The organism is Acidobacteriota bacterium (assembly GCA_016196035.1).
Lineage (GTDB): Bacteria > Acidobacteriota > Blastocatellia > RBC074 > RBC074 > JACPYM01.
The window spans coordinates 1-22,730 of record JACPYM010000132.1 but is presented as its reverse complement, the minus strand read 5'-3'; the positions used below and the strand labels follow the sequence as shown (position 1 = coordinate 22,730).

Here is a 22,730-nt window from a genome sequence, read left to right as displayed (position 1 = left end):
GGCGACGGCCCGGCTGGCGTTGCGCGCGCTGGCGCTGCAATGGAACTTTCATCCCTACAGTGCGAGTTTGCGCCGCCGTGACCCGACGCGTCACTCGCCCTTTGCGGCTTTGAACGGTTTTGTTTATCACCAGAATTGGTTACACAACTTGCTGATTGCCGCTTCGCTCGGCGGCCATAGATGCTGACCCACAAAATTCGATGGGATCAGCAGTTTTGAACGTGATGAAACAGTACGGGGAGTGTGAGCGACCTGCGCCTTGGCCACTGCGTCAGTAGCTGCCAATATGCCTAACGCCAAGGCGCAGGTCGCTCACACTCCCCGTACTGTTTTGCTTGAATAGCTCTCTATTTCATTGAAACCGCGCTGTTGCCCACGCTGTCCAGATTAAGCTTGAGATTCCAATTCTGCTGCGACTTCAGCATCGTGTCCCAAGTCACTTCCTTGCCGCTGTAAGCAGCCATGCGGCCCAGAATCGTCGTCAGCGTCGTGTCCGCGCCCTGTTCGGTCTGGTTGTCGAACTTGCCGGATTTGATGCTCTCGACCATCGCTTGCATCTTGGCAATGTTCGCCTTGTGCAAATCCACCGGGCCGTTGTAAGTCACCACGCCGTTGTCCTTGTTCGAGATGATCTTGGCCGGGCCGCTCTGCAAGGTATCCGCCACACCCAACGAACCGAAGAACCGTTCGCCCGATTGGCGATAGCCTTTGTTCTTGAATTGGTTTGAATTGAAGCTGATATGCACGTCTCCGGGATAGGTGTAAGTCAGGATGAAGTGATCGTTGCACACGTAATCGGCGGGCACACCCGCGACTTCTTTGCGCAAGGCCCGACCCGTCGTGCCGACAGCTTTGAGCGGATGCGCCTTGAGCGCCCAGTTGACGATGTCGAGAATGTGGATGTTCTGTTCGGTGATGATGTCGCCCGACAGCGCCTTGTCGAAGACCCAATTGCGAATGCGGTTTTCCAAATCGCTCAGGCCCGCTTTCTCGCGCCGGTCGAGGTCGTTGGTGTAGTAAAACGTCTGGCCCAACACGATGTCGCCGATTTCGCCCGCGTGAATCTTTTCGATCACAGTTTTGTAGCCTTCGTCGTAGCGTTTCTGGAAACCGACGTGCATACAAACTTTGCCATTCGCCGCGCGCCCAGTCTTGATGACGCGCTGTGCACCCGCGACATCGCTCGACACCGGTTTTTCCAGATAGACGTGCTTGCCTGCGGCGACAGCGGCTTCAAAGTGATCGGGATGGAAATACGGCGGGCTGGTCACGAGCACGATGTCCACGTCTTTGGACTGGACGAGTTTTTCATACGCCTTGCCGCCGCGAAAGATGTTGGCGGATGGCACGCCCGCATAGCCTTTCTGCTCGGCAAATTTGTCAAAGCGCCCTTTGAAGGCATTCAACCGATCATCAAACAAATCGTGCAAAGCGGTTAAGCGGACTTCGGTATTTTCGACGAACACGCTGGTGTCATAGGTGCCTCGTCCACCACAGCCGATGACGCCCAATCCTATCGCAGAGTTGGCGGGCGTGCCGAAGACAGAAGCGGCGGGTATGAACATTAGGCCAACGCCGGTAGACGCCGAATTTTTCAGAAAGCGTCGCCGCGAGGGCAACACAGCTTTTGTAGTTTCATGTTTCATCATCGTCCTCCAAAAAGATTAGCTCAATGGTTGTTGAGATTTGGGAATTGGTGCAATTTCCTTTGTGAGTGTGAACTGTCGCGTTTTCAAATGAAGCCGCATTGCAGTGTATTTTCCGTGTGACAAATAAACCGCCAAAAATTCATCGGGGCTATACATTTGCTGATGCACGATGGAATCAACGTCTTGCACAAGCTCAGTGTAATTGATTCCGCTGACATCTGAGATCGCTATCGTCTTGCGGTCATTGTAGTCAAGAATTTTATTGTCGTTCGTATTCGCTTTGACCAGCGTATAAAGCAGCAATTGTGTAGACGGTCGCGGCGGTGCCTCCGATTTCGACCGTTGTTGTGGCTGGCAGCAGTTTTTGTTTTGCTCTCTCTCGTCCTTCCAAAGAGGTAATTCCTGAACATCGACAAAGAAGTAATTTGAATGCGGTAAAAGCCACTGGCTCGTCAGATCATCAGGGTTCATAAAAACATAGTTAAACGCCTTGGCGCTTTTCCCTTCATAGGAGGAAAAATAACGTTCAGATTCCACCAGGATATACCCTGACGCCATCAAGTATTTGGTTCCGAAGATCGAACTAAACTTGTCAATTGTCAGCCTCGATGGTGCATCAGCTTTGGCGCTCGTTTCGTTGATTGACGAAGTCCCCTGGCATGCTTGCAGCAGCGCAATTGCCGACAAACATGCGAGCCAGAATACACCTCGTGTTTTTGAACTTCGGTCTTTTATCCACATAACAAGTTCATGCAAGTACTGACATCACATCATCCAACGGCTTCTTGCCGATGTTCGGCACCCGCGCATCCGCTGTCGGATAGCCGACCGGAATCAGCAAAAACGGGCGCTCGTTCTTCGGTCGTCCGAGAATCTCGGTCAAAAATCCCATTGGGTTTGGTGTATGCGTCAACGTCACCAACCCCGCGTTGTGCAAGGCCGCCAGCAACATCCCTGTCGCGATGCCGACCGATTCGTTGACATAGTAGTGTTTGAGTTTGCGCTCGCTGCCGTCAGCTTGCAACGCAATCCCGTAATCGAGTTTGAAAACGACGATTAAATACGGCGCGACTTCCAGAAATTCTTTGTGCCAGTCGGTGCCGAATTGGGCCAGCGCCTGCAACCAATCATCAGGGAAACGCCCGTTGTAGTTTTCGTATTCTTCGGCCTCGGCGGCCACGCGGATGCGCCGCTTGATTTCGGGATTGCTGACCACAGCAAAAAACCAGGGTTGTTGATTGGCCCCCGACGGCGCAGTCGCGGCGGTCTTGATGGCCAGTTCGATTAACTCAAGAGGCACAGGGTCGGGCGCAAATTCGCGCACGGTGCGGCGGCGGCACAGCAACTCATAAAACTCGGCGGCGCGGCGCATCTGCGCTGCTGGCGGAAGCCGTTGAAAATCGAGCGCGCTGAATCCGGTTACGGTCGCCATTGCCTGCCTTTCGGGCCTTTCAGGCCTTTCAATGTTGATGTTTGAATGCGCGAATCATAGCGGCATGGTGCTGAATCGTCTAGCAGGAAGCAGGGCCATCACCTGGGAACGCTGAACCGGGCGCAGCGTTCCCAGCCAATCTTTGTTTACCTTCCACAAATGCCTGACAGCTTTCGCGCTCAACGCTGAGGCGCTGTAGAATCCCGCCCCATGAACTTCAAGCGAATACTTGTCCCACTGGCCTTGGCTCCGGCTGGTCTGCTTTGGCAATCCACACTGGCAACGGCTTCGGCGCTGTTATTGCTGCTTTCCTTCCCGACGTTCGATTTAAGCTGGTTGGCCTGGGTGGCGTTGGCCCCTTTGTTGTATGCATTGAGCGAAGGCGTGAGCTGGCGGCGCGCCTTATGGCTGGGTTGGCTGACGGGCGTGTTGTTTACCTTCTTTGCCGAAAACTGGATTGCGCATTCGATGACGCATTACGGCGGGCTGCTGACGGGCGGGGCCTATGCCGTAGCGTTTTTATTCGCCACTGTGCTCGCGCTTTTTCCCGCGTTGTTCGCGGCGGTGCTGGCGCAACTGCTCAAGCGTTTCGGCACGGTGGCGCTGGCCTGCGCGCCGCTGGTCTGGGTGGCGACGGAATGGTTGCGGCCACTGGTGACGGGCGTGACCTGGAATGCTCTGGGCGTCTCGCAAGCGCGGTATTTTATGGTCGCGCGGCTGGCGCAATTCGGCGGCGTTTATTTCCTGAGCGGCTTGGTCGTGGCGGGCAGCGCGTGGCTGGTCTTGTTGTTCAACGCCAAAGAACGGCCTGTGCGGCACGCGGCCAGTGCCCTGTTGCTCTTTGGCGCGCTCGCGTTCTGGCTACCGGCTATGCAGCCCAACCCGCCAACGCAATCCGCTTCAACCATCAACGTACTCGGCGTGCAACCGAACATTCCCGTTGACATCCCGCTGGGAGATACGACGCGCTATTTGCTGAAAACCATTGCGCTGACCCAGCAGGCGAGCGCCGGTCAACCGGTTGATTTGACGATTTGGGCGGAATGCCCGCTTTCGCTTTTCTATGACAACGACGAGGCGGTGCGGCAACGCATCAACACGCTGGCGCGTGAAAGCGGCAGTTATTTCCTCATCAACTCGGTCGCCCGCACGGGCGACAACGGCAACGAAGCCTATTTCAACAGTGTCAGCACGATCAGCCCGCGACCTGATGCCGCCGGTCAGCAAGCCTTGCAACGCTATGACAAAATGCGCTTGGTGCCGTTTGGCGAATTCGTACCCTGGCGGTTCGCGCTGGGACGTTTCGTGCCCACCATCACGGGCGATTTCACGCCGGGCCAGCAAGCCGTGGTCAACACACTCAAACTCAGCACCCAACGGGCGGCGCTGCTGACCAGCGAAACCGGCGGCGCTGAGGCCCCGGCGATTGAACGCACGACGAGTTATGTGCGTACCGGCGCGTTCATTTGTTATGAAGCGGCCTATCCCGATCTGGTGCGGCGTTTCGTGCAAAACGGCGCAACGCTGCTCGTCAATGTTTCAGAAGACGGCTGGTTCGGCCCGACTGCCGGGGCACGGCAACATCTGGCCCACGCGCGGCTGCGGGCCATCGAAAATAACCGCGATCTGGTGCGGGTGACGAACACGGGAATTTCGGCCCTGCTGACGGCGGACGGGCGCGTGGTGGACGCCTTGCCGCAATTCGTCGAAGGCACGCAACGCTGGCAGGCACAGGCGCGCAGCGCCCAAACATTTTATACGCGGCACGGAGATTGGTTTGCGGTAAGCGCGGCGCTGGCCACCGTAATTTTATTCGGCTTCAGTTTGCGGCCGGGTTCAGTCACAAAACGTTGACAATTCATGCGGCGCTGATTACTTTCTCTTTGCATGATCCTGTAGTTCCTTCATAACCCGCTCAATGGCTTTATATGGCTGCTGGTGCTGTTGCGGCAGTTGGCAAGTATTTCTTTCACCCCCAAACCGCTGGCCTAAACCGGCGGACTTAACATCAACGTATGTGCACAAGGAGATCGGGATATGGAAAAAGCACTGACCTACGCTGACACTGAAGATTTCTTCAAGCAACTCATCGAGATGGAAGCGCGCCACGAAGAGTATGTCGTGGACACAGGCGTTTCAGAGGCGGCCAAGCTGCCCTTACGGCTGATGCACCATGTCGGTATCAGCAAAGACGACGTGGCCCACGTGCAACACAAGGTCGTGGAAGAGAGCGCCATAATGCACGATTACATCGAACCGTTTCTCATGAAGTTTAACGAGATGACCGGCAAATACGTCCCCGCGCGCGAGTACGAATTCACCATACAGGCTGAAGATTACGATTCCATCCGCATCCACGGTCGCCCGAAAGCGGCCTAAAACAGTCGGTAGTCGGTAGTCAGTGATCCGCAGCAAGTTGCTAAACACTGACTACTGCCTACCAACTACCGACTAGCGCACCCGCCGATCTGTTTCCTGAAACGCACTGCCGAACTTGCGTCCGCCCCATGTCACGCCATTGACGAATTTGCCGACCGTGCCGACGCGCGCGCCTCGCGCAGGCACACCGCGTTCAGTCAGCACCCAAACGCGCCCGGTTTCATCATCCAATTCATACGCGCCATAACCGAGCGCGCCGAAACTGTTGGTCACGTTGCCGACCAGCGCGACTTCTTTGTTCCGGTAACGGGCCGGATCGTTTTGTAATTTGCCAATGGTGGTTTGTTGCGGGCAGGCCGTTAAAAGAAAGGTGCAGGCCAGCAACGTAGTGAGAGCCAAAAGCCGTGTTCTCATCGTTCCTCCTTCTCAAGTACAAAAGGCTCAAGTGCAAAGGTGAAATGTGATTTGCCGAAAAGAAGAGCGAAGGGGGTGACGCGCTGACGCATTCCGGTTTGGCCTCAGAAGCAACGGCTTCTGTCTCGCAGCGGCGTAAAAAGGAGCGTCAGCTTTCGACCGGCGCGCATTATAGCCAAAATGCCCATCTTGCATAGCGCTTTCCCCGTTATAAATCGCTCACGCGGGCGGGCCAGCGAATTGGCATCCCCCGGCGCATCGTGTATCTTCGCATTTCGTTTCCCCCGCTCCATTTATCTGCGAATAAGCCTGCTATGTTGCAACTACCCAAACTTTACGCCATCACCGACACCCAGCTTTCCAATTACACGCACGCCGAGATTGTGCGTTTGCTGCTGGCTGGTGGCGCAACCTTTATCCAGTTGCGCGACAAAGACGCCAGCGCCAAAGAATTGCTCGATGCCGCGCGTGCTTGTCTGGCGTTGACGCGGCCCGCCGGCGCCAAGCTCATCATCAACGACCGCGTAGACGTCGCATTGGCTGCCGATGCCGATGGCGTGCACCTGGGCCAGGATGATCTGACGGTCGAAGAAGCCCGCGAGATTTTGGGCCGAGACAAAATCATCGGCCTCTCAACGCATTCGCTCGCACAGTTTCAAGCAGCGCTGCCAACCTCAGCGGATTACCTCGCCATCGGCCCGGTGTATCAAACGACCACCAAAGAAAACCCCAGCCCCGTCGTAGGCTTGGAACTGGTCGCCACCGCCAAAGCGCTCGCCGACCGACCGCTCGTCGCCATCGGCGGCATCACCGTCGAACGCGCGCGCGCCGTCATCAAAGCTGGCGCGGATAGCGTCGCGGTGATTTCGGCGCTTTACCCCTGGCCGAAAAAATTGGATTTGATGAGCAAGCCGGACATCAAGAAGCAAGTAGGAAAATTTTTGAAAGCCTTGTCAGGCTGAACCCATCACAATGGTTACAACAGAAATCCTCGCACAACTCGCGCACATCGTTGGCCCTGAGCATCTCTCTACGGCAACAGATGTCATCGCCGCTAATTCACAGGACGCGCTCAAACAAGTCTTCTGCGCCGAAGCGGTCGTGTTCCCGCGCACTGCCGCAGAGATCGCGGTGATTATGCGGCTGGCGAATGAGCAGCGTTTTTACGTCACAGTGCGCGGCGGCGGCGTGGGCTACACCGGCGGCGCAGTGCCGGTTAAAGGCGGCCTGGTGCTGGCGACAGCGCGCATGAATCAAATCCTCGAAATCAATCAGCCCGATTTGGTCGCCGTGGTCGAACCCGCCGTCACCAATTACGAATTGCAACAAGCGGTCGAAGCGCAGGGCCTGTTCTATCCGCCCGATCCGTCGAGTTGGCGCGAATCGTTCATCGGCGGCAACATTGCGCTCAATGCCGGCGGGCCGCGTTGCGTGAAGTATGGCAACACGCAACAGTTCGTGCTCGGCCTCGATTTCGTCACGCCCACCGGCGAGATCATCAAGGCGGGCGGGCGCGTGCCCAAAAATGCGACCGGCTTTCATCTGGAAAGTTTGCTGATCGGCAGCGAAGGCATGCTCGGCATCGTCACACGCGCCATCTTACGGTTATTGCCGAAGCCGGAAGCCCGGCGCACGGCGCTGGCGATTTTCGCGACCGCTCAGGCGGCCTGCAATTGCGTGGCGGACTTTACGACTTCGGGGATTTTGCCGGTCGCGTTGGAATTGCTGGATCGCACTTCGATCAACGCCATCGAGGATTACGAACCATCCGGCTTGCCGCGTGCGGCAGGCGCATTGCTCATCATCGAAGTGGACGGCTTAAAAGAAGCTGTCACGCGCGAGGCTGAAATCGTCCGCGCGATGTGCCGCAAGCATGGCGCGCTGCAATTTCGGGAGGCCAGCAACGAGGCCGAGGCCGAGGCGATTTGGGAAGTGCGCCGCAAGATGTCTCCGGCGGTGGCGCGCACGGGCGTCATCAAACTCAATCACGATGCCGTGGTACCGCGTTCCCGCATCCCGGCGATGCTGGCCTTTGTCGAAGAATTAAGCGCGCGCAGCGGCTTCCTGATTCCCACCTTCGGCCATGCGGGCGACGGCAATTTGCACATCAACGTGATGTTGCGTGACCGTGAAGAAGCCACGCGCAAACGCGGCGCGGCCACCGTGCGCGAGATTTTTCAAAAGGCGGTCGAACTCGGCGGGACGATTTCTGGCGAGCACGGCGTGGGCTATGCCAAAGCGCCGTTTCTGGATTTAGCCATTGATCACCCGACGCTGGAACTGATGAAGACGCTCAAACGCGCGCTCGATCCCAATGGCATTCTCAATCCGGGCAAATTGTTTGAAGAGATTGTGCCGGCGCACGAGGTGAGCTTTCTTAATGCTGACGCGCCGTGTTGTTAAGCCAGCGGATAGGGTAGCGCAATCTGCCGAGATTGCGCCGCTTCGTCAGCAGTGCGCTTCAGTTTTACACGCGCCTTCAAGGCTTGCCTGATGCAGCCGCGCAATCTCGTCAGATTGCGCTACCGTGGCCGCGCATTTTGTGTCCACGATAAGCGGCCATTTGAGCAGCAGGAGCTTGACTTCAGGCGACAAAGAATGAACGCCGCGAAGTAACAAAGAAGGCGTTGAACCTGCTGCCAGGTTTTACTGCCTATCTTTGTTACTGCGCGGCAATGTGTTCGGCAATTACCTGTCCGTCAACTTAGAAGTTAAAGCGGAAACCAAAGCGAACATTCCGCAGCCCTTGATAGGAAGAAGGCTGCCCATAAAGGGGTCTAACCGGATTGGTTCTGCCCGCTGTCGCCGCTGATCCGCTAATACTCGGATTGGCGCCGCTGGCCAGACCGGCAATTTGCGCGCCGATTTGCCCGCTCAAGAGCTTGTTCATGACCGCAGTCAACGTTTGCGTATTGGCATTGTAAGTAGGGTCAATGTCACTGGCCGCAATCGTATTGGTCACGCGATACTTCCCGGTGACAAGGCCAATCGGAGTATTCTGGTTGAAAGCATTTAAGACATTAAAGTCAAATGCTATCGAGTAACGCTCCTTGATCTTATAACGATGCGTCAAGGAAAGATCCGTTTGCGTATAGACCGGAGTTCTGCCTAAATCCCCGCGCTTTGATAGAGGAATTGACGTAGCCACAAAACCCACAAAAGTGGTTATAGGTGTTCCTTGTAGTGCGGTGTAGAAGAACGACAGGTCAGTGGAATGGCCTTTCCCCATCCACTTGTCGAATGAGTAGCCACCATAGGCCTTTAGCGCATGCCGCCGGTCAGTCGCCAAAAATCCGTTATCTGGTTCGCCAGTCGCCGTAAAACCATTAGCGGCATAATCAAAGAAACGATCGGTCGCCGGTGCGTTACGACCGCCCTCGTCCGAACTGGACAAACCTGAATAGTTGCCGTACAAGCGGCTATACGTGTAATTCACATTGAAAAAGTAGCTGTTCGACAGCCGTTTGTTGAGCACCACTTCCAAAGCGTTATACACACGCTGCGGTTTCGCTGACTTCACGTAGCCAGTCGCCTTGTCAAGTTTCAAATCGTAGCCTTCGCCCGGGTTTCCGATGGGGTAGTTTTCCGATTCTCCTATTCCCAGAATGGCGTGGTCTTCGATAGTGGAATCAATATTCTTGCGTGTATAGCGAGCTGATAAGACAAAACTTCTCAACAGTTCCCTTTCGAAGCCAACCGTAATCTCACTTTGACGGAAAGGCTTCAGATCAGGAGCAATGCCCGTTACCGGCAGCCCAAGCGCGGTAAACTGCGCCGGGGTCAGGTTGGACGGAATACGAAAATCTCTTTGCAGAAGACTCAAGCCGCCTGCGGTTGAAGGGTTGCCACCGCCGAGGGGATCAGTCCACGTTCCCAAAATTTTCGATGGCGTGTAGTAGCTGTAGTTCGGATTGGCGGCGGTAATGGGAAAGTAATCTGTGCGGAAAAAGTTGCCACCAAAAAGCCCGCGTGGCAGGTTGAATTTCAAACGATCATAAAACCAACCGTAGCTGGCATAAATTTTCGTCTTGCCATTGCCGAACACGTCATAGGCCCCGCCTAAACGCGGAGCAATCTTTTTGCCCCAACCTAAGCGAATCGGCGGAATCGGCGAACCAGCCAAGGCGAAACCTTCGTTATAAGAAGGCAGGTTTTCCTTTTCGAGTCTTATCCCCAAATTCAATACGAGGCGACGAATAGGTTGCCATTTATCCTGCCCGTAAATCGCCTGGTAGTTGTTTCTGGCCGTCCCTTTTGAGCCAGATCTAGAAAACGTTCCTACCCCAATACAGCTTGCTGTTCCCAGGGCGCAAGGAAGACTGACGCCGGTTCCGGCTCCCGCATAATCCTGACCATAGAAAAGCGTTACCGTGCCAGTGCCGGCATTACCAGTCAATACGTCATTGCTGGTGCGCCCGTATTGATAGCCGCCCTTGAATTCGTGTTTGCCGCCAAAATCACGCGGAAGATAGCTAACGTCCCAGTTGTACTCATTTTTGAGCGAAACGTCCCGCGTATTAATGGTATTCGTGGTGAGGTTTGAGAATCCAAGACCGCCCGGACAGCCGGTTACAATCGTTGCATAAGCACCTTGTGACCCACCGCAGACATAGCGGGGTTCGTTGGCCAGCGCATAGTTTCCGGCTTTTTCATTCTGAAAAGCGCGGCCATAACGGAATGTCGCAATCAATTTGGCAGTCGGTGTATACACCATCTGGCCCGTGAAATTGTTTGAGTTGGCCCGTCCACCCTGCAGCGCCGCGTAGTCGCCGGAAGTATATGAAGTCCCTGCGTAAGTGACGTTCACCGGATTTCTAGTACTAATGCTAGCGTCAGGAATACCGCCGTGTGTAATGTCTGGGTTCCATAGATAACTTACCGAACCGCGCAAGTTATTGAGAATCTGTGCATCCACTTTAGAAAAGGCATATTCGAAGCGCTCGTTTTGCTTGTAGGTAATCGGGGCGATGGGTGCTCCGTTAACCAAGCGCGGCGTCGGAACATATTGGCCGGTGGAGAAATTCGCATTACTGGTAGTGTTGATGAAATTCGAGACACGCGTGGTTCTAAAGATCTGCGGCGAATAACTACCCAGGAACCAGACACGATCTTTAACCAGTGGGCCGCTAAAAGTCCCGGTCGGGTACATGTTCAAAAATTGATCCTTATTCTGCCTGAGCAGAAAAGTGTAATCCGGATTGGCCGCGATGGCAGCGGCAGAGGCACTGCTCGAAGCAAATTGGGTCATCGCCGCTCTGGGACGGGGTTGCAAGGCGCTGGCATCAAAGGCCGAGCTTACTTCACCGTGAAAAGTATTCGAACCAGATTTGGTCGCGACGACGACCACACCACCCGAAGCGCCACCATGCTCCGCTTCAAACCCACCGGTTTTGATCTGAATCTCAGAGACAATCGAATTCGGCATGGCGTTTACCGTGTTAAGGACGCCCGTTCTGAAATTTTCGAGCGGAAGTCCATCCACCACAAAGGTGTTTTCCGAACCTGATGCGCCATCCACTTGAAAACCACCGGAAAGAGGTTCCGCCCGGGTAGCTGGGGAAATTTGCAACATTGAGGTAAATCTTGTGCCTTTGGGCAATTGCTCAATCAGTTTTGCGGTGATGTTCGTTTGAACTTTGCTATCGGAAGTATCAATGCTCACTCCCAACGAATCAGTCGTAACCACCACCGATTCGCTAGTGGAGGCGACGCCCAGTTTCAGCGTGACCGCCGTAGCATTCTCAATGGTTACGGTGATGTTATCCACCGTCGTCGCCGCGAACCCGCTAATCGCAGCAGTCGAGATTTTGTAGGCGCCGACAGGGATTTGCTGGATGCGGAAGACGCCCTGACTATCGCTTTGAACAGTCCGGTTAAAGCCTACCGAGATACCGGTAGCAGTAATTCTGACACCTGGAACGACAGCGCCATTGGCGTCTGTCACCGTGCCTTCGATGTCGCCGGTCGTGCGTTGTCCAAACGCGGTCGCCGTAAGGCCCAAACCCAGCAATAACGCGATTAGGCAGTTATTGAATGTTCTTCTCATTTTTCTCCTTTTGTGACATTCGGCGGGTGTCTAACTTAATCTGCCAGATGACGACAAAGCACGCGAATGTACGGTTACAACTTGGAATTACTGGATGACACACCCACCGCTTTATTCAAAAGAAGCGTTCGGGAGAACTGTAAGCTGTGGGTGAACCTCAATGCGGTGGCGGTATCAAGGCAGCACAAGGGCGGCTAGCGAGTTGCCGCCGCTCCGCAATCCACAAGATCAGCAGAGGCGCAGGGCGTACTTGCCTAGGGCGCGCTTAGGCTCGAAGCCAATTTTGTTGGGACGAGTTGTTGATGGAATTCGTACTGCGATGAATACCGCTTGCTCAAACTTTGGACAGTGTAGTCATTTTCGCTGCTACCGCAAGCCAGTTCCCTCCATTTAGAGGCAGGCGCATACAATTTACAACACACGCTGGCTGACCAATCTCCAAGAGATAAAATGAAATTCCAACGTTGGTCTTGATTTAAGGGTAGGAAGGCGGCGCTGGCTCAGGTTGCAAAAGTATCTTCGCGGCTCTGCCCTAAATGTGTGGCGATGGCGCGCAGGATGTCCATCGTCGTGATGATGCCGCAGATGCTTTTCCCTTCGGCCACGACGACGCGGTGAATACGGCGGTTGAACATTAACTCGCAGACGCGCTGTAAGGTTTCATTGGGGCCGACAGTCACGGCATTACCCGTCATGATCTGGCCCGCCGTGCTGGGCGACCAAGCGCCGATGCTGGTGGTTTTGCGGATGACATCGGTTTCGGAAATCACGCCGACCAGTTCGTTGGCCTCGTTCACGACCGGCGCGCCGGTGATGCGTTTTTCGCGGAATAATTGGGTAATCTCTTTGAGCGGCATGGTTTCTTTCACAGTCACCACGTCTTTGATCATGACGTCAGCAGCATAGAGTGTCATCAGGGTCTCCTCGCAAGCCAGTCTTCAAAGCGTAATCGGAAACGGCATAAAGCACAGCACAAAGACCAACAAACCAATCAGCGCGACCAACACGCGCGCCAATCCCAGCGGTTCTTCTTCATCCAACACGGGCGGGTGCCCGAAGCGCATCATAATGGTCAGGATTACCACCCACACGAACCAGCCCATCCACCCGCCGCGCAAATATGAGTACACTGCCAACCCAACCACGCCAAGATAAAACAGCCGGGCAATAAAGCGGTGCCCGCGCTCGCCAAAGATCGCATAGACCACGTGCCCGCCATCCAGTTGCCCAATCGGCAACAGGTTTAGCGCGGTCATCAGCAAGCCCAGCCAAGCCGCAAACCAGAGCGGATTGCCGTCAATATTGGGCGGCAAATGCAGTAACTTAGAAAAAAGCTTAAAGAGCAGCGGGTCATTGAAAATGATCGTCTCGCCATCGGGCACGGCGGGCGCGCCAGCCTTGGCAAAATAATGCGCCAGATAGGCCGCTGGCAAAGCAAAGATAAACCCGGCCAACGGTCCGGCAATGCCAATGTCAAACAGGGCGCGACGGCTGGGAATGGGGGATTTAATCTTGATAACGGCGCCGAACGTTCCAAAGATCGGCAAGGGCGAAGGTAGAAAAAATGGCAGCGTCGCCGCCACGCCATACCAACGGCACGCGATGTAATGGCCCATCTCGTGCGAGCCTAGAATCATCAGCAAAGCAAAAGAATAAATCAGTCCGGACAGCAACGGCGCTTTGCCGTCATTCAAAAAGAGCGCCCCCATCGCCGTCGTCGTGACAGCCGTCAGGCCCAGCAACGTTAGGTGCCACAGCAGGCGCTTGAAACTGATTTGCTCGGTGGGCGGCGGCGCGGGCGCATGTTGCGGTAAACGCTGCACAATGGTCGGGCGGTAAAATTGCGCTTCCGGTGAGGGAAATTGTTGCGGTGGAAACTGGTAAAGCTCACTCATAACACCTTCTCGGCGAGCATCTCATTTCTTAAACAATTTGTCGAAAGCGTCGCGCGCGCCGTCTTCTTTGTTGCCCTGCGCGCCGCCTTTGCTGAAAAGTTTGTCGAAGTTTTTCCGCGCGTCGTCGCGCTGCACGGGTTCGCTGGCGCGCTTGGTCAAGGGCAACCGGTTATTCGCCTGAAAGTAATCGCAAAAGTTGGCTTTGACTTTATCCCGCACATAATCAGCCTGCGGCTCGGCGCATTGATTGCTCTTGCCGGGATCAAAGAAACGGCAATTCTTGCAGCAATGCACATCGGCCTTGCAATGCGGACATTCATCGCTGCGCATTGCCTTCCCGACCAATTTGATCTCGCGTCCACAATTGTGACAAACCATAATTTTCCTGCCGACAAATTTCCTGACGACCGGCAGAGCGGCCTGCTCTGCGGTGATATTTGTGTGTGCCGATAGCTTGAATTGAACGAGGGTTGTAAAATCCTGTTGTGAGCGGCGGCGATGTTAGCACAGCCCGCTCGCCAGCGCTACGAACCGCACTGCATTGCCAAGTGGGCCTACAATGATTCCTATCACCGACAACAGCAGCGCTGCCCAAGCCAAATATGAATTGGAGCTGGCGCTCATGAACAACGCCGTCTGGCAATTGCGCCACGGCGAGGTGGTGCTCACCGAAATTGCCGGCGACGGGCGGGACGGCTGCGAATTCAGCGTCGAATGGGGCAAGCTCATCTTCGCCTGGTGGGACGAAAACCGCGCGCAAAACTGGCGCGTGCAGAGTTATGAAATCACCCCGGCGGAAATCCGGCTCCAAGCCACGCGCAGTTTTGGCCGCGACCTCACTACGCTGGTGTTACGCAACGTTGCGCAGTGGCGGGATGAAGCTGTGGCCGGCGACGAACAACGACGCTCCGCCTTCACGCCAATGCTAACCGCGCTGCTCCGCCAGCATTTCAGCCAGGCGCGTGTTCAACCACTGGCCAATGCGCAGCGCTATTCACGCTGGCGGGTGCAAACCGGTCAACAAACCACGTTGGTGCTGGGCGTCAGTGCGGCCGAACAGCTTGAAGAGATTAACGGCATGGTGGCGGCGGGGTTGCTGTGGCTGGCCGGATTCAAGGCTGGGGCGCAACGGCTGTGCTTCTGTGTGCCGAGCGCACATTCTCGAACAGTCATCGAACGCCTGACCTTGCTTGACCGTCAGCCCTTTGGCGCGCGGCTCGAATGTTTTGAAATTGATGAGCAAGCCGAGACCCTGACGCTGGTGTCATTAGCGGCTCAGGCGGAATTGCTGCACGCGCATCCGCGCGACTTGCAGTGGCCCGGTACGCCTGAACAAACCAACGCCTGGCGTGCCCGGATTTTGCAGTTTGCGCCAGACTTGATTGAAGTGCGCGCGCATCCGCACCTCGCTTGCGAGAGCTTCAGTCTGCACGGTTTGGAATTTGCGCGGGCGCGGCAGTCCGGACTTGCGCGCGTCAGTTTTGGCGTCGCGGGGCTGCCAGAGAGCTTTTCCGCACCAGCACAGTCCAGTTTGAACGAAGAGAATTTTCCGCAACTCGCAGCGTTGGCGCGTCAGCTCATTCAACACCGCCACGCACAAGCCAAAGACCGCCGCCACCCGTTTTATCGGTTACGAGCTGAAGCCTGGCTCGAATCAATGTTACGCCGCGACATTCGCGCGCTGGATGCCGGGCTGGATGAGCGTTTCGTCTATTCCCAAATTCCCGCCTGGCGCGCCGCCGAACGCTCGGTGCTGGATTTGCTGACGGTCAATCACGCGGGCCGGCTGGTCGTCATCGAAATCAAAGCCGCCGAAGACGCGCAATTGCCGCTGCAAGGGCTGGATTATTGGCTGCGCATCGAACAGGCGCGCAGCCGCGGCGAATTCGGCCCACGCGGTTTGTTCGCCGGGATCGAACTGGCAGATGAGCCGCCGTTACTTTATCTGGTGGCGCCACAGTTGCGCTTTCATCGCTCGTTCACGACCATTGCGCGATGCATCGCGCCGGAAATCGAAACCTATCGCATCGGCATCAATACCAACTGGCGCGCAGGCATCCGCGTACACGAACGCGAGCGCGTCAATGAATCCAGGCGACCCAAGTGAAAGGAATAACGGCATTGCAACAAGACGGGATTCTGTTGATTGACAAACCTGCGGGCTGGACTTCGCACGATGTCGTGGCGCGTGCGCGCAAGCTGCTGGGCACGCGCCGCGTCGGGCACACGGGGACGCTTGACCCCTTCGCCACCGGCTTGCTGGTGTTGGGCGTGAATCGCGCGACGCGGCTTATGCAATTTCTGGCGGGTGACGATAAGGAATATGAAGCTGTCGCGCGCTTCGGCTTTGCCACTGACACCGGCGATTTGACGGGCGCGCCATTGACTGCGCCCGTCTCGGCAACACATTTGACGGTGGCCCAATTGGACGAGGCCGCCGCCAGTTTGCGCGGGCGGATTCAACAGATTCCGCCGATGTATTCGGCCAAGAAAATTGGCGGCGTGAAGCTTTACGAACTCGCCCGCCGTGGTGAGCAAATCGAACGCCAACCGGTCGAGATTGAAATCAAAACATTGGAGATCGTCGCAGCCCAGCCAGCCCAGCCAGCCCAGCCAGTCCAGCCGGCCCACGATGCGAACCTGCGCGACTTCACCATTCGCATCGTCTGCTCGTCCGGCACATACATCCGTGTGCTGGCGGAAGACCTGGGCAAGCGACTGGGCTTGGGCGCGCATTTGAGCAGCTTGCGGCGCACACGCGCCGGGCAATTTTCACTCGGTCAAGCTGTCACGCTGGAGCGCCTGGCCGAATTGGCCCAAACCAGCCAAGCCGGACAAGCCTTATTGCCTTTGCGCGCGGCCTTGGCTTTTCCTGAAATTATGGTTGAGGCCGCCGAACAGCGCGCGTTGGCCTACGGTCAGGCAGTGCGTCGGCAAACTGGATTGCTCGAAGAGACTTTAGCGGATGGGACTTTGGCGAAGCTTTGCAATCCGCAAGGTGAATTGCTCGCGCTCGCTGCTTACAACGCCAGTACGCAAGTCTGGCAGCCGCGCCTCGTTCTTTGCGCGCAGCCTGACAGAGCAACTTGAATTCCCTCTTGCTTGTCCATTCCTAGGTTGTATACTGAGTCGCCCAGTTGAGGTGCCCCGTCAGGTCTCCGCATCTATAGTTATTAACCAGGAGAACGGAACGTGGAATTTGACCTGAACAAACAACCAATCCCGTCGAAGCCATCTGACTTAACGGTAGACCTCTCTGCCGCGAATCCCCCTGAGTTCATAGCACGAAAAGCGATTAACCATCTAGGAGTTACTGGTTGCCAGCCCCGCGCAAAGGCGGGTTTTGCGACAGTGACAAGGAGCAGTAGCACATCATGTCAGAGCAAGAGAATCGTTTAAGTCTAACCGAAATGCTGGAGGCGCACCGCCGCGAGCGTGAGCGTCTGGCGTGGGAAGGAACCTTTCGCGAATACTTCGAGATGGCCTCGGCCAACCCGAAGATCACGGCGCTCTCCCACGCTCGCATCTGCGACATGATCCTGTCAGTGGGCGTCGAGAAACTCAAAGAAGGCACGCCCGATGAAGTCTCGCGCTACAACTTTTTCAGCGAAGAGTTGTTCGGTATTGATGAAGCCATCGAACAGATCGTCGAATACTTCAAATCGGCGGCCCAGCGGCTGGAAGTGCGCAAACGCATTCTGTTGCTGATGGGGCCGGTCGGCGGCGGCAAATCCACCATCGTTACCTTGCTCAAACGCGGGCTGGAAAAATGGACGCGCAATGAAAGCGGCGCGGTATATGCCATCCGCGGCTGTCCGATGCACGGCGAGCCAATGCAGTTGATCCCACCCGAATTACGGTCTGACATTGAGAAGCACTATGGCATTTACATCGAAGGCGATCTTTGCCCGCAAACGCGCTACATGGTGGATCACGAATATGGCGGCAAGATCGAAGACGTCAAGATCGAGCGCATTTTCTTTGCCGAAAAAGACCGCATCGGCATCGGCACCTTTGCGCCTTCCGATCCAAAATCGCAGGACATCACCGAACTGACCGGCTCGATTGACCTTTCAACCATCGGTGAAATCGGCGTTGAATCCGACCCGCGCGCCTATCGTTTTGACGGCGAATTGAACATCGCCAATCGCGGCTTGATGGAATTCATCGAAATTTTGAAGTGCGATGAGAAGTTCCTCTATTCGCTGCTGACGCTGTCGCAGGAGCAAAGCATCAAGACGGGCCGCTTTGCGATGATCTACGCCGATGAGGTCATCGTCTCGCACACCAACGAGAATGAATACAACGCCTTTGTCGGCAACCGCAAATCGGAAGCGCTGCAAGACCGCATCATCATGATCAAGGTGCCCTATAACCTGAAGGTCACGCAGGAAGAGAAGATTTACGAGAAGCTGCTCGGCCAAAGCGACGTGCTGCGCAATATCCACATCGCGCCGCACACCTTGCGCGTCGCCGCCATGTTCGCCGTGCTGACGCGGCTGGAAGAGCCGAAGAAGAACAACGTTGACCTCGTCAAAAAGATGAAGCTATACGATGGCGAGGACGTCGAAGGCTTCAAGCTGAAAGACGTGAAAGAATTGAAAGCCGAGACCGTGCGCGAAGGTATGGATGGCATCTCGCCGCGCTACATCATCAACCGCCTGTCGAATGCGCTGGTCAAAGATGGCGTGCGTTACATCACTCCGATTGACGCCTTGCGCGCGATCAAAGACGGCTTCGACCAGCACACGGGCATCTCGGCGGAACAGAAGGAACGCTATCTGAATTTGATTGCGCTAGCGCGCCGCGAATACGACGACATCGCTAAGAATGAGGTCAATCGGGCGTTTGTCTATTCGTATGAAGAGATGGCGCGCAACCTTTGCAATTCGTACCTAGACAACGTCGAAGCCTATTGCAACAAAGACAAACTTAAAGACCCGTTGACCGACGAGCCAATGGAACCGGATGAACGGCTGATGCGCTCCATCGAAGAGCAGATCAATATCACCGAAAATGCCAAGAACACCTTCCGGCAGGAAATACTGATCCGCATCTCTTCGTATTCGCGCAAAGGCAAATCGTTCGAGTACAGCTCGCACGAACGGCTGAAAGAAGCCATCGAAAAGAAAATCTTCGCCGACCTAAAAGACGTGGTGAAGATTACGACTTCGACCAAGACGCCTGACAACGACCAATTGCGCCGCATCAACGAAGTCGTGGATCGGCTGGTCAAAGAGCGCGGCTACACGGTCGAGAGCGCGAACGAATTGTTGCGTTATGTCGGCTCATTGCTGGCGCGGTAAACATCACGGCTACTGTTCAAATGAAAAGGCGCGTCGCTGTCGAATCAGCCACGCGCCTTTTCTTGTTTCACCATAAATCTGCGTTTTATTTCAAGGCGCCCTTGGTCACAGTCTCGGCCTCTTCAATCGCATCCGCCAAGGCGCGTTGTTCCTTAGGGTCATTGAGTTGCGGAGCGAGCGCACGTAGCTGGGCAATTTGCTTGGTTATGCCTTCTTTGAATTTCGCGAGTGCTTTCGGAATCTTTTCATTCCTTGCACTGCGTTCATAGGCGTCATCCAATTTCTCTTCAGCTTCTTCGAGGATGCGTTTGTAATCGCTGAGCAATTCCAGTCGCGTGCCTTTTGGCAGCGGCCCCCAGGTCTCTTCCTCTTTCGGCTTCTGCGTCGCGTTCGGATTGGTCAATACCAGCAAGCGCCGGTCAGCGGCTTTGACAAAGACCTGGATGCGCAAATCAATCTCCTGCGCCTCACGCACCAGATCAACCTCTTGCTCAGTCAAATGATCGCGCTTCTGCGCCTGCACAGGCAGATGCAGAAGGAAAATAAGACCGAGCGTTAGACAGCCATGCCTGAGCAATGTGCTGATGGTTTGCGGCATAACGAAATCCTCCTGACGATTACTCTTTCTTGTGTTTCCCCTGTCCTTTTTCAAGCTGGCGTTTTAAGGGCGGCAGCCGTAGCTTCACTTTATCAATTTCCAATTGATTTTCAGCCGAAGCCAGTGAAAGAAACTGTTCGTAAACTTTTTGCGCCTGCTCCAAATCACCCAGCTTGTCGAAACAGATGCCCAGAAAATAGAGCGTGATTGCCGCGCGTTTCTGTTCGCGTTGTTGATTGAGTATCCAGACAAACTCGCGCGCGGCATTGGCGAAATCATCCAACTCGAACAAAGCCGTCGCCAGGTTGGTGTGCGCAAAATAGGCTAACTCTGGCTTTGCCGCCAGCACCGGACGCAAGGCTGGCACGGCCTCTTGAAAACGCCGCAGCTTGACCAACGCCGCGCCTACGCCAAGTTGATGCGCAGGGTTCGCCGGTTCGAGCTTTGCGGCGGCGGAGTATTGCTCCAATGCCTTCTCAGGTTGTGCGGCAAGATACAGTTCAGCCAATTGCGCCCGAACGTCTGCTCGATTTGGTTGCGTCTGGATCAGTGATTCAAGCTGCGCAATGGCTTCTGCACCCTTGCCCGATTCGACCAGCAGCGCAGCCAAGGCGGTTTGCGCTTCCTTGTTTGCAGGGTCGTCTTTAAGGGCTTGCTGATAAAGCGCGCTTGCTCTGTCATATTGCTTTGTGCGGGCAAGCCATTCCGCCAAGCGCAACTTATCCTGTAAGCGCGGCTCAAATGTGAGTGCGGCCTGCAAATCTTTTATCGCACTGTTGAAATCATTGCGCGCGGCAAACACCTCAGCACGATACCGCAGCGCCGGTGTGAAACCTGGCTCACGTTTGAGCAGTTCATTCAGCACACTCAGCGCTTCGTCATGCCGATGCGCTGCAATGAGCGCTTCGACATACAAAGCATAAGTGTTTGTTCGTTGATCTCCTGTATCGAGCGCGATTTTTGCTTCTGCGGCCGCCTCGTTGAACTTGTTACTCGACAGGAACATTTCAGCCAAGCCCGCGTGTGCCCGCGCTGTTTGCGGATTCAATTCAAGCACCTTGCGAAACGCTTTTTCAGCCTCTTCCTTCTTAGCTTCAGCCAAGGCAATTTCACCTAGCAACAGTTGCGCTCGCACGTTGGCCTGCTTCAGTTCCAGGGAGTCAGCGTATTGAGAGAGATGTTCAATTACTTTTTCAATGGCTTGGCGGGCTAGCGCCAACCGATTCAGCGCCAGATTCGCGGCGCTCAATTGTAGGTCGATCTGCCAGAGCGACGGTTCAAGTTTGAGCGCAGCGGTGTAATGTTCAATGGCTCGCTCCAAGTCGCCACGCTGATGGGCTGCTTGCCCGGCTTCAAACAGGGCACTGGCTTGTTTGAATGAATCCTCGTTTTGCGTTTCTGCTTTTCGGGCAGCCGACTTTGTCTGTGCCGCAACATGAAACGGCAAAAAACAAACCACAATGACGAATATTTTTAGAGCGTTGCGCTGCAAGATATATGACCCAGTCCTTATGCTATGTTAAATCGGGGCGATGATTGAACGGCGGCATCTTAGCGCAATTGCAGATGTGTTTGGAATGTGCAGCGTAAAAACAAAAAAGCCGTTCCAGCTTACGCATAAGCTGGAACGGCTTTTCTCAAATTTAATCCGGCAACTACCTACTCTCCCACGCAGTTGCCCGCGCAGTACCATCGGCTCAAGAGGGCTTAACTTCCGTGTTCGGGATGGGAACGGGTGTGACCCCTCCGACAGAGTCACCGGAAAACTTAAAGAAACTGAATAGGTAATCTTGAGTTTCGCTTGTTAGCTATGCTTGCCAAGAAACTCAACTTGCGCTGAGCAAATCTTATGGTCAAGCCAATGGGGTTATTAGTACTGGTCAACTGAACACATTACTGTGCTTACATACCCAGCCTATCAACGTGGTAGTCTTCCACGACCCTCATGGGGAGTACTCATCTCCGGTCGGGCTTCGCGCTTAGATGCATTCAGCGCTTATCCCTGCCCAGCTTAGCTACCCAGCGGTGCCACTGGCGTGACAACTGGTACACTAGAGGCTAGTCCAACCCGGTCCTCTCGTACTAAAGTCAGATTCCGTCAATACTCCTGCGCCCACACCAGATAGGGACCAAACTGTCTCGCGACGTTTTAAACCCAGCTCACGTACCTCTTTAATTGGCGAACAGCCAAACCCTTGGGACCTTCTTCAGCCCCAGGATGAGATGAGCCGACATCGAGGTGCCAAACCCTGCCGTCGATGTGAACTCTTGGGCAGGATCAGCCTGTTATCCCCGGCGTACCTTTTATCCGTTGAGCGACGGCCCTTCCATACAGAACCGCCGGATCACTAAGTCCGACTTTCGTCTCTGCTCGACTTGTCTGTCTCACAGTCAGGCTAGCTTATGCCTTTACACTCTACAGGTGATTTCCAAACACCTTGAGCTAACCTTCGAGCGCCTCCGTTACAATTTAGGAGGCGACCGCCCCAGTCAAACTACCCGCCTGATAGTGTCCCTCCACCGGATTACGGCAGTAGGTTAGAAACCGAACAAACTAAGGGTGGTATCTCACCGTTGGCTCCCCCGAGCCCAAAAGCCCGAGTTCAAAGCCTCCCACCTATCCTGCGCATACCTTGCCCAGATTCACTATCAGGTTGTAGTAAAGGTGCACGGGGTCTTTCCGTCTAGATGCGGGAAACCGGCATCTTCACCGGTACTACAAGTTCGCTGCGCTGCGCGGTAGGACAGTCTCCAGAGCAGTACGCCGTTCGTGCAGGTCGGAACTTACCCGACAAGGAATTTCGCTACCTTAGGACCGTTATAGTTACGGCCGCCATTCACTGGGGCTTCAATTCGGAGCTTCACTTGCGTTGACCCCTCCTCTTAACCTTCCAGCATTGGGCAGGCGTCAGCCCCCATACGTCGTCTACACGACTTTGCGGAGACCTGTGTTTTTAGTAAACAGTTGCCTGGAGCTTTTCACTGCGGCCCGACTTGCGCCGGGCACCCCT

The 22,730-nt window shown here is 55.2% G+C and carries 18 protein-coding genes and 2 rRNA genes; 8 read left to right on the top strand and 12 right to left on the bottom strand.

The genetic code is table 11. From position 1 onward, the window contains the following. Positions 1 to 187, top strand: a 187-nt coding sequence (locus HY011_35960) for a hypothetical protein (protein ID MBI3428348.1), incomplete at its 5' end; no start/stop codon positions are given. 160 nt (positions 188 to 347) lie between these two features. Here the strand turns inward: HY011_35960 and HY011_35955 are convergent. The 3 genes from HY011_35955 to HY011_35945 form a co-directional block, all read right to left on the bottom strand. Beyond that, positions 348 to 1,565: a Gfo/Idh/MocA family oxidoreductase gene (locus tag HY011_35955; protein ID MBI3428347.1), complete on the bottom strand. Its 1,218-nt coding sequence runs from the start codon at positions 1,563 to 1,565 to the stop codon at positions 348 to 350. A 99-nt stretch (positions 1,566 to 1,664) separates the two neighbouring features. Next, positions 1,665 to 2,390 (bottom strand): hypothetical protein, encoded by a 726-nt coding sequence (locus HY011_35950; protein MBI3428346.1) that lies wholly within the window; start codon positions 2,388 to 2,390, stop codon positions 1,665 to 1,667. A 7-nt stretch (positions 2,391 to 2,397) separates the two neighbouring features. After that, entirely contained in the window at positions 2,398 to 3,081 is a 684-nt protein-coding gene (locus tag HY011_35945; GenBank protein MBI3428345.1) for a nitroreductase family protein, read from the bottom strand. Positions 3,082 to 3,291: 210 nt separating this feature from the next. Between HY011_35945 and lnt the strand changes: the two genes are divergently transcribed. Further along, on the top strand, positions 3,292 to 4,935 hold the full coding sequence (gene lnt, locus HY011_35940) for an apolipoprotein N-acyltransferase (GenBank protein MBI3428344.1): 1,644 nt from the start codon (positions 3,292 to 3,294) through the stop codon (positions 4,933 to 4,935). Positions 4,936 to 5,118: 183 nt separating this feature from the next. Then, on the top strand, positions 5,119 to 5,460 hold the full coding sequence (locus tag HY011_35935; protein MBI3428343.1) for a hypothetical protein: 342 nt from the start codon (positions 5,119 to 5,121) through the stop codon (positions 5,458 to 5,460). Positions 5,461 to 5,532: 72 nt separating this feature from the next. Here HY011_35935 and HY011_35930 read toward each other — a convergent pair whose 3' ends face one another. Then, positions 5,533 to 5,874 (bottom strand): hypothetical protein, encoded by a 342-nt coding sequence (locus HY011_35930; protein ID MBI3428342.1) that lies wholly within the window; start codon positions 5,872 to 5,874, stop codon positions 5,533 to 5,535. A gap of 314 nt (positions 5,875 to 6,188) precedes the next feature. Here HY011_35930 and thiE point away from each other — a divergent pair, with 314 nt between their 5' ends. Both thiE and HY011_35920 read left to right on the top strand, forming a co-directional pair. Beyond that, on the top strand, positions 6,189 to 6,836 hold the full coding sequence (thiE, locus tag HY011_35925; protein MBI3428341.1) for a thiamine phosphate synthase: 648 nt from the start codon (positions 6,189 to 6,191) through the stop codon (positions 6,834 to 6,836). A gap of 10 nt (positions 6,837 to 6,846) precedes the next feature. Next, a complete protein-coding gene (locus HY011_35920) occupies positions 6,847 to 8,277 on the top strand; it encodes an FAD-binding protein (GenBank protein ID MBI3428340.1) in 1,431 nt (476 codons plus the stop codon). Positions 8,278 to 8,578: 301 nt separating this feature from the next. On the opposite strand, the gene HY011_35915 is transcribed toward HY011_35920, so the two are convergent. The 4 genes from HY011_35915 to HY011_35900 all read right to left on the bottom strand — a co-directional run bounded on the left by HY011_35915 (position 8,579) and on the right by HY011_35900 (position 14,193). Further along, positions 8,579 to 11,920, bottom strand: coding sequence for a TonB-dependent receptor (locus HY011_35915; protein ID MBI3428339.1), 3,342 nt, complete (start codon positions 11,918 to 11,920; stop codon positions 8,579 to 8,581). Between the two features lie 500 nt (positions 11,921 to 12,420). Continuing rightward, complete coding sequence (locus HY011_35910; GenBank protein ID MBI3428338.1) at positions 12,421 to 12,834, bottom strand: CBS domain-containing protein; 414 nt, start codon at positions 12,832 to 12,834, stop codon at positions 12,421 to 12,423. A 24-nt stretch (positions 12,835 to 12,858) separates the two neighbouring features. Continuing rightward, positions 12,859 to 13,815, bottom strand: coding sequence for a site-2 protease family protein (locus tag HY011_35905; protein MBI3428337.1), 957 nt, complete (start codon positions 13,813 to 13,815; stop codon positions 12,859 to 12,861). Positions 13,816 to 13,836: 21 nt separating this feature from the next. Further along, a complete protein-coding gene (locus tag HY011_35900; GenBank protein MBI3428336.1) occupies positions 13,837 to 14,193 on the bottom strand; it encodes a hypothetical protein in 357 nt (118 codons plus the stop codon). Between the two features lie 181 nt (positions 14,194 to 14,374). Here HY011_35900 and HY011_35895 point away from each other — a divergent pair, with 181 nt between their 5' ends. The 3 genes from HY011_35895 to HY011_35885 all read left to right on the top strand — a co-directional run bounded on the left by HY011_35895 (position 14,375) and on the right by HY011_35885 (position 19,121). Next, positions 14,375 to 15,922, top strand: coding sequence for a hypothetical protein (locus HY011_35895; protein ID MBI3428335.1), 1,548 nt, complete (start codon positions 14,375 to 14,377; stop codon positions 15,920 to 15,922). A 14-nt stretch (positions 15,923 to 15,936) separates the two neighbouring features. Further along, the gene (gene truB, locus HY011_35890) at positions 15,937 to 16,905 is read left to right on the top strand and encodes a tRNA pseudouridine(55) synthase TruB (protein ID MBI3428334.1); all 969 of its coding nucleotides are present in this window, start codon (positions 15,937 to 15,939) and stop codon (positions 16,903 to 16,905) included. 284 nt (positions 16,906 to 17,189) lie between these two features. Further along, positions 17,190 to 19,121, top strand: coding sequence for a protein prkA (locus HY011_35885; GenBank protein ID MBI3428333.1), 1,932 nt, complete (start codon positions 17,190 to 17,192; stop codon positions 19,119 to 19,121). Positions 19,122 to 19,206: 85 nt separating this feature from the next. Here HY011_35885 and HY011_35880 read toward each other — a convergent pair whose 3' ends face one another. The 4 genes from HY011_35880 to HY011_35865 all read right to left on the bottom strand — a co-directional run. Then, on the bottom strand, positions 19,207 to 19,719 hold the full coding sequence (locus tag HY011_35880; protein MBI3428332.1) for a hypothetical protein: 513 nt from the start codon (positions 19,717 to 19,719) through the stop codon (positions 19,207 to 19,209). 19 nt (positions 19,720 to 19,738) lie between these two features. Beyond that, entirely contained in the window at positions 19,739 to 21,040 is a 1,302-nt protein-coding gene (locus tag HY011_35875; protein ID MBI3428331.1) for a tetratricopeptide repeat protein, read from the bottom strand. A gap of 325 nt (positions 21,041 to 21,365) precedes the next feature. Next, positions 21,366 to 21,482, bottom strand: a 5S ribosomal RNA gene (rrf, locus tag HY011_35870). Positions 21,483 to 21,556: 74 nt separating this feature from the next. Beyond that, positions 21,557 to 22,730, bottom strand: a 23S ribosomal RNA gene (locus tag HY011_35865); the annotation flags it as partial.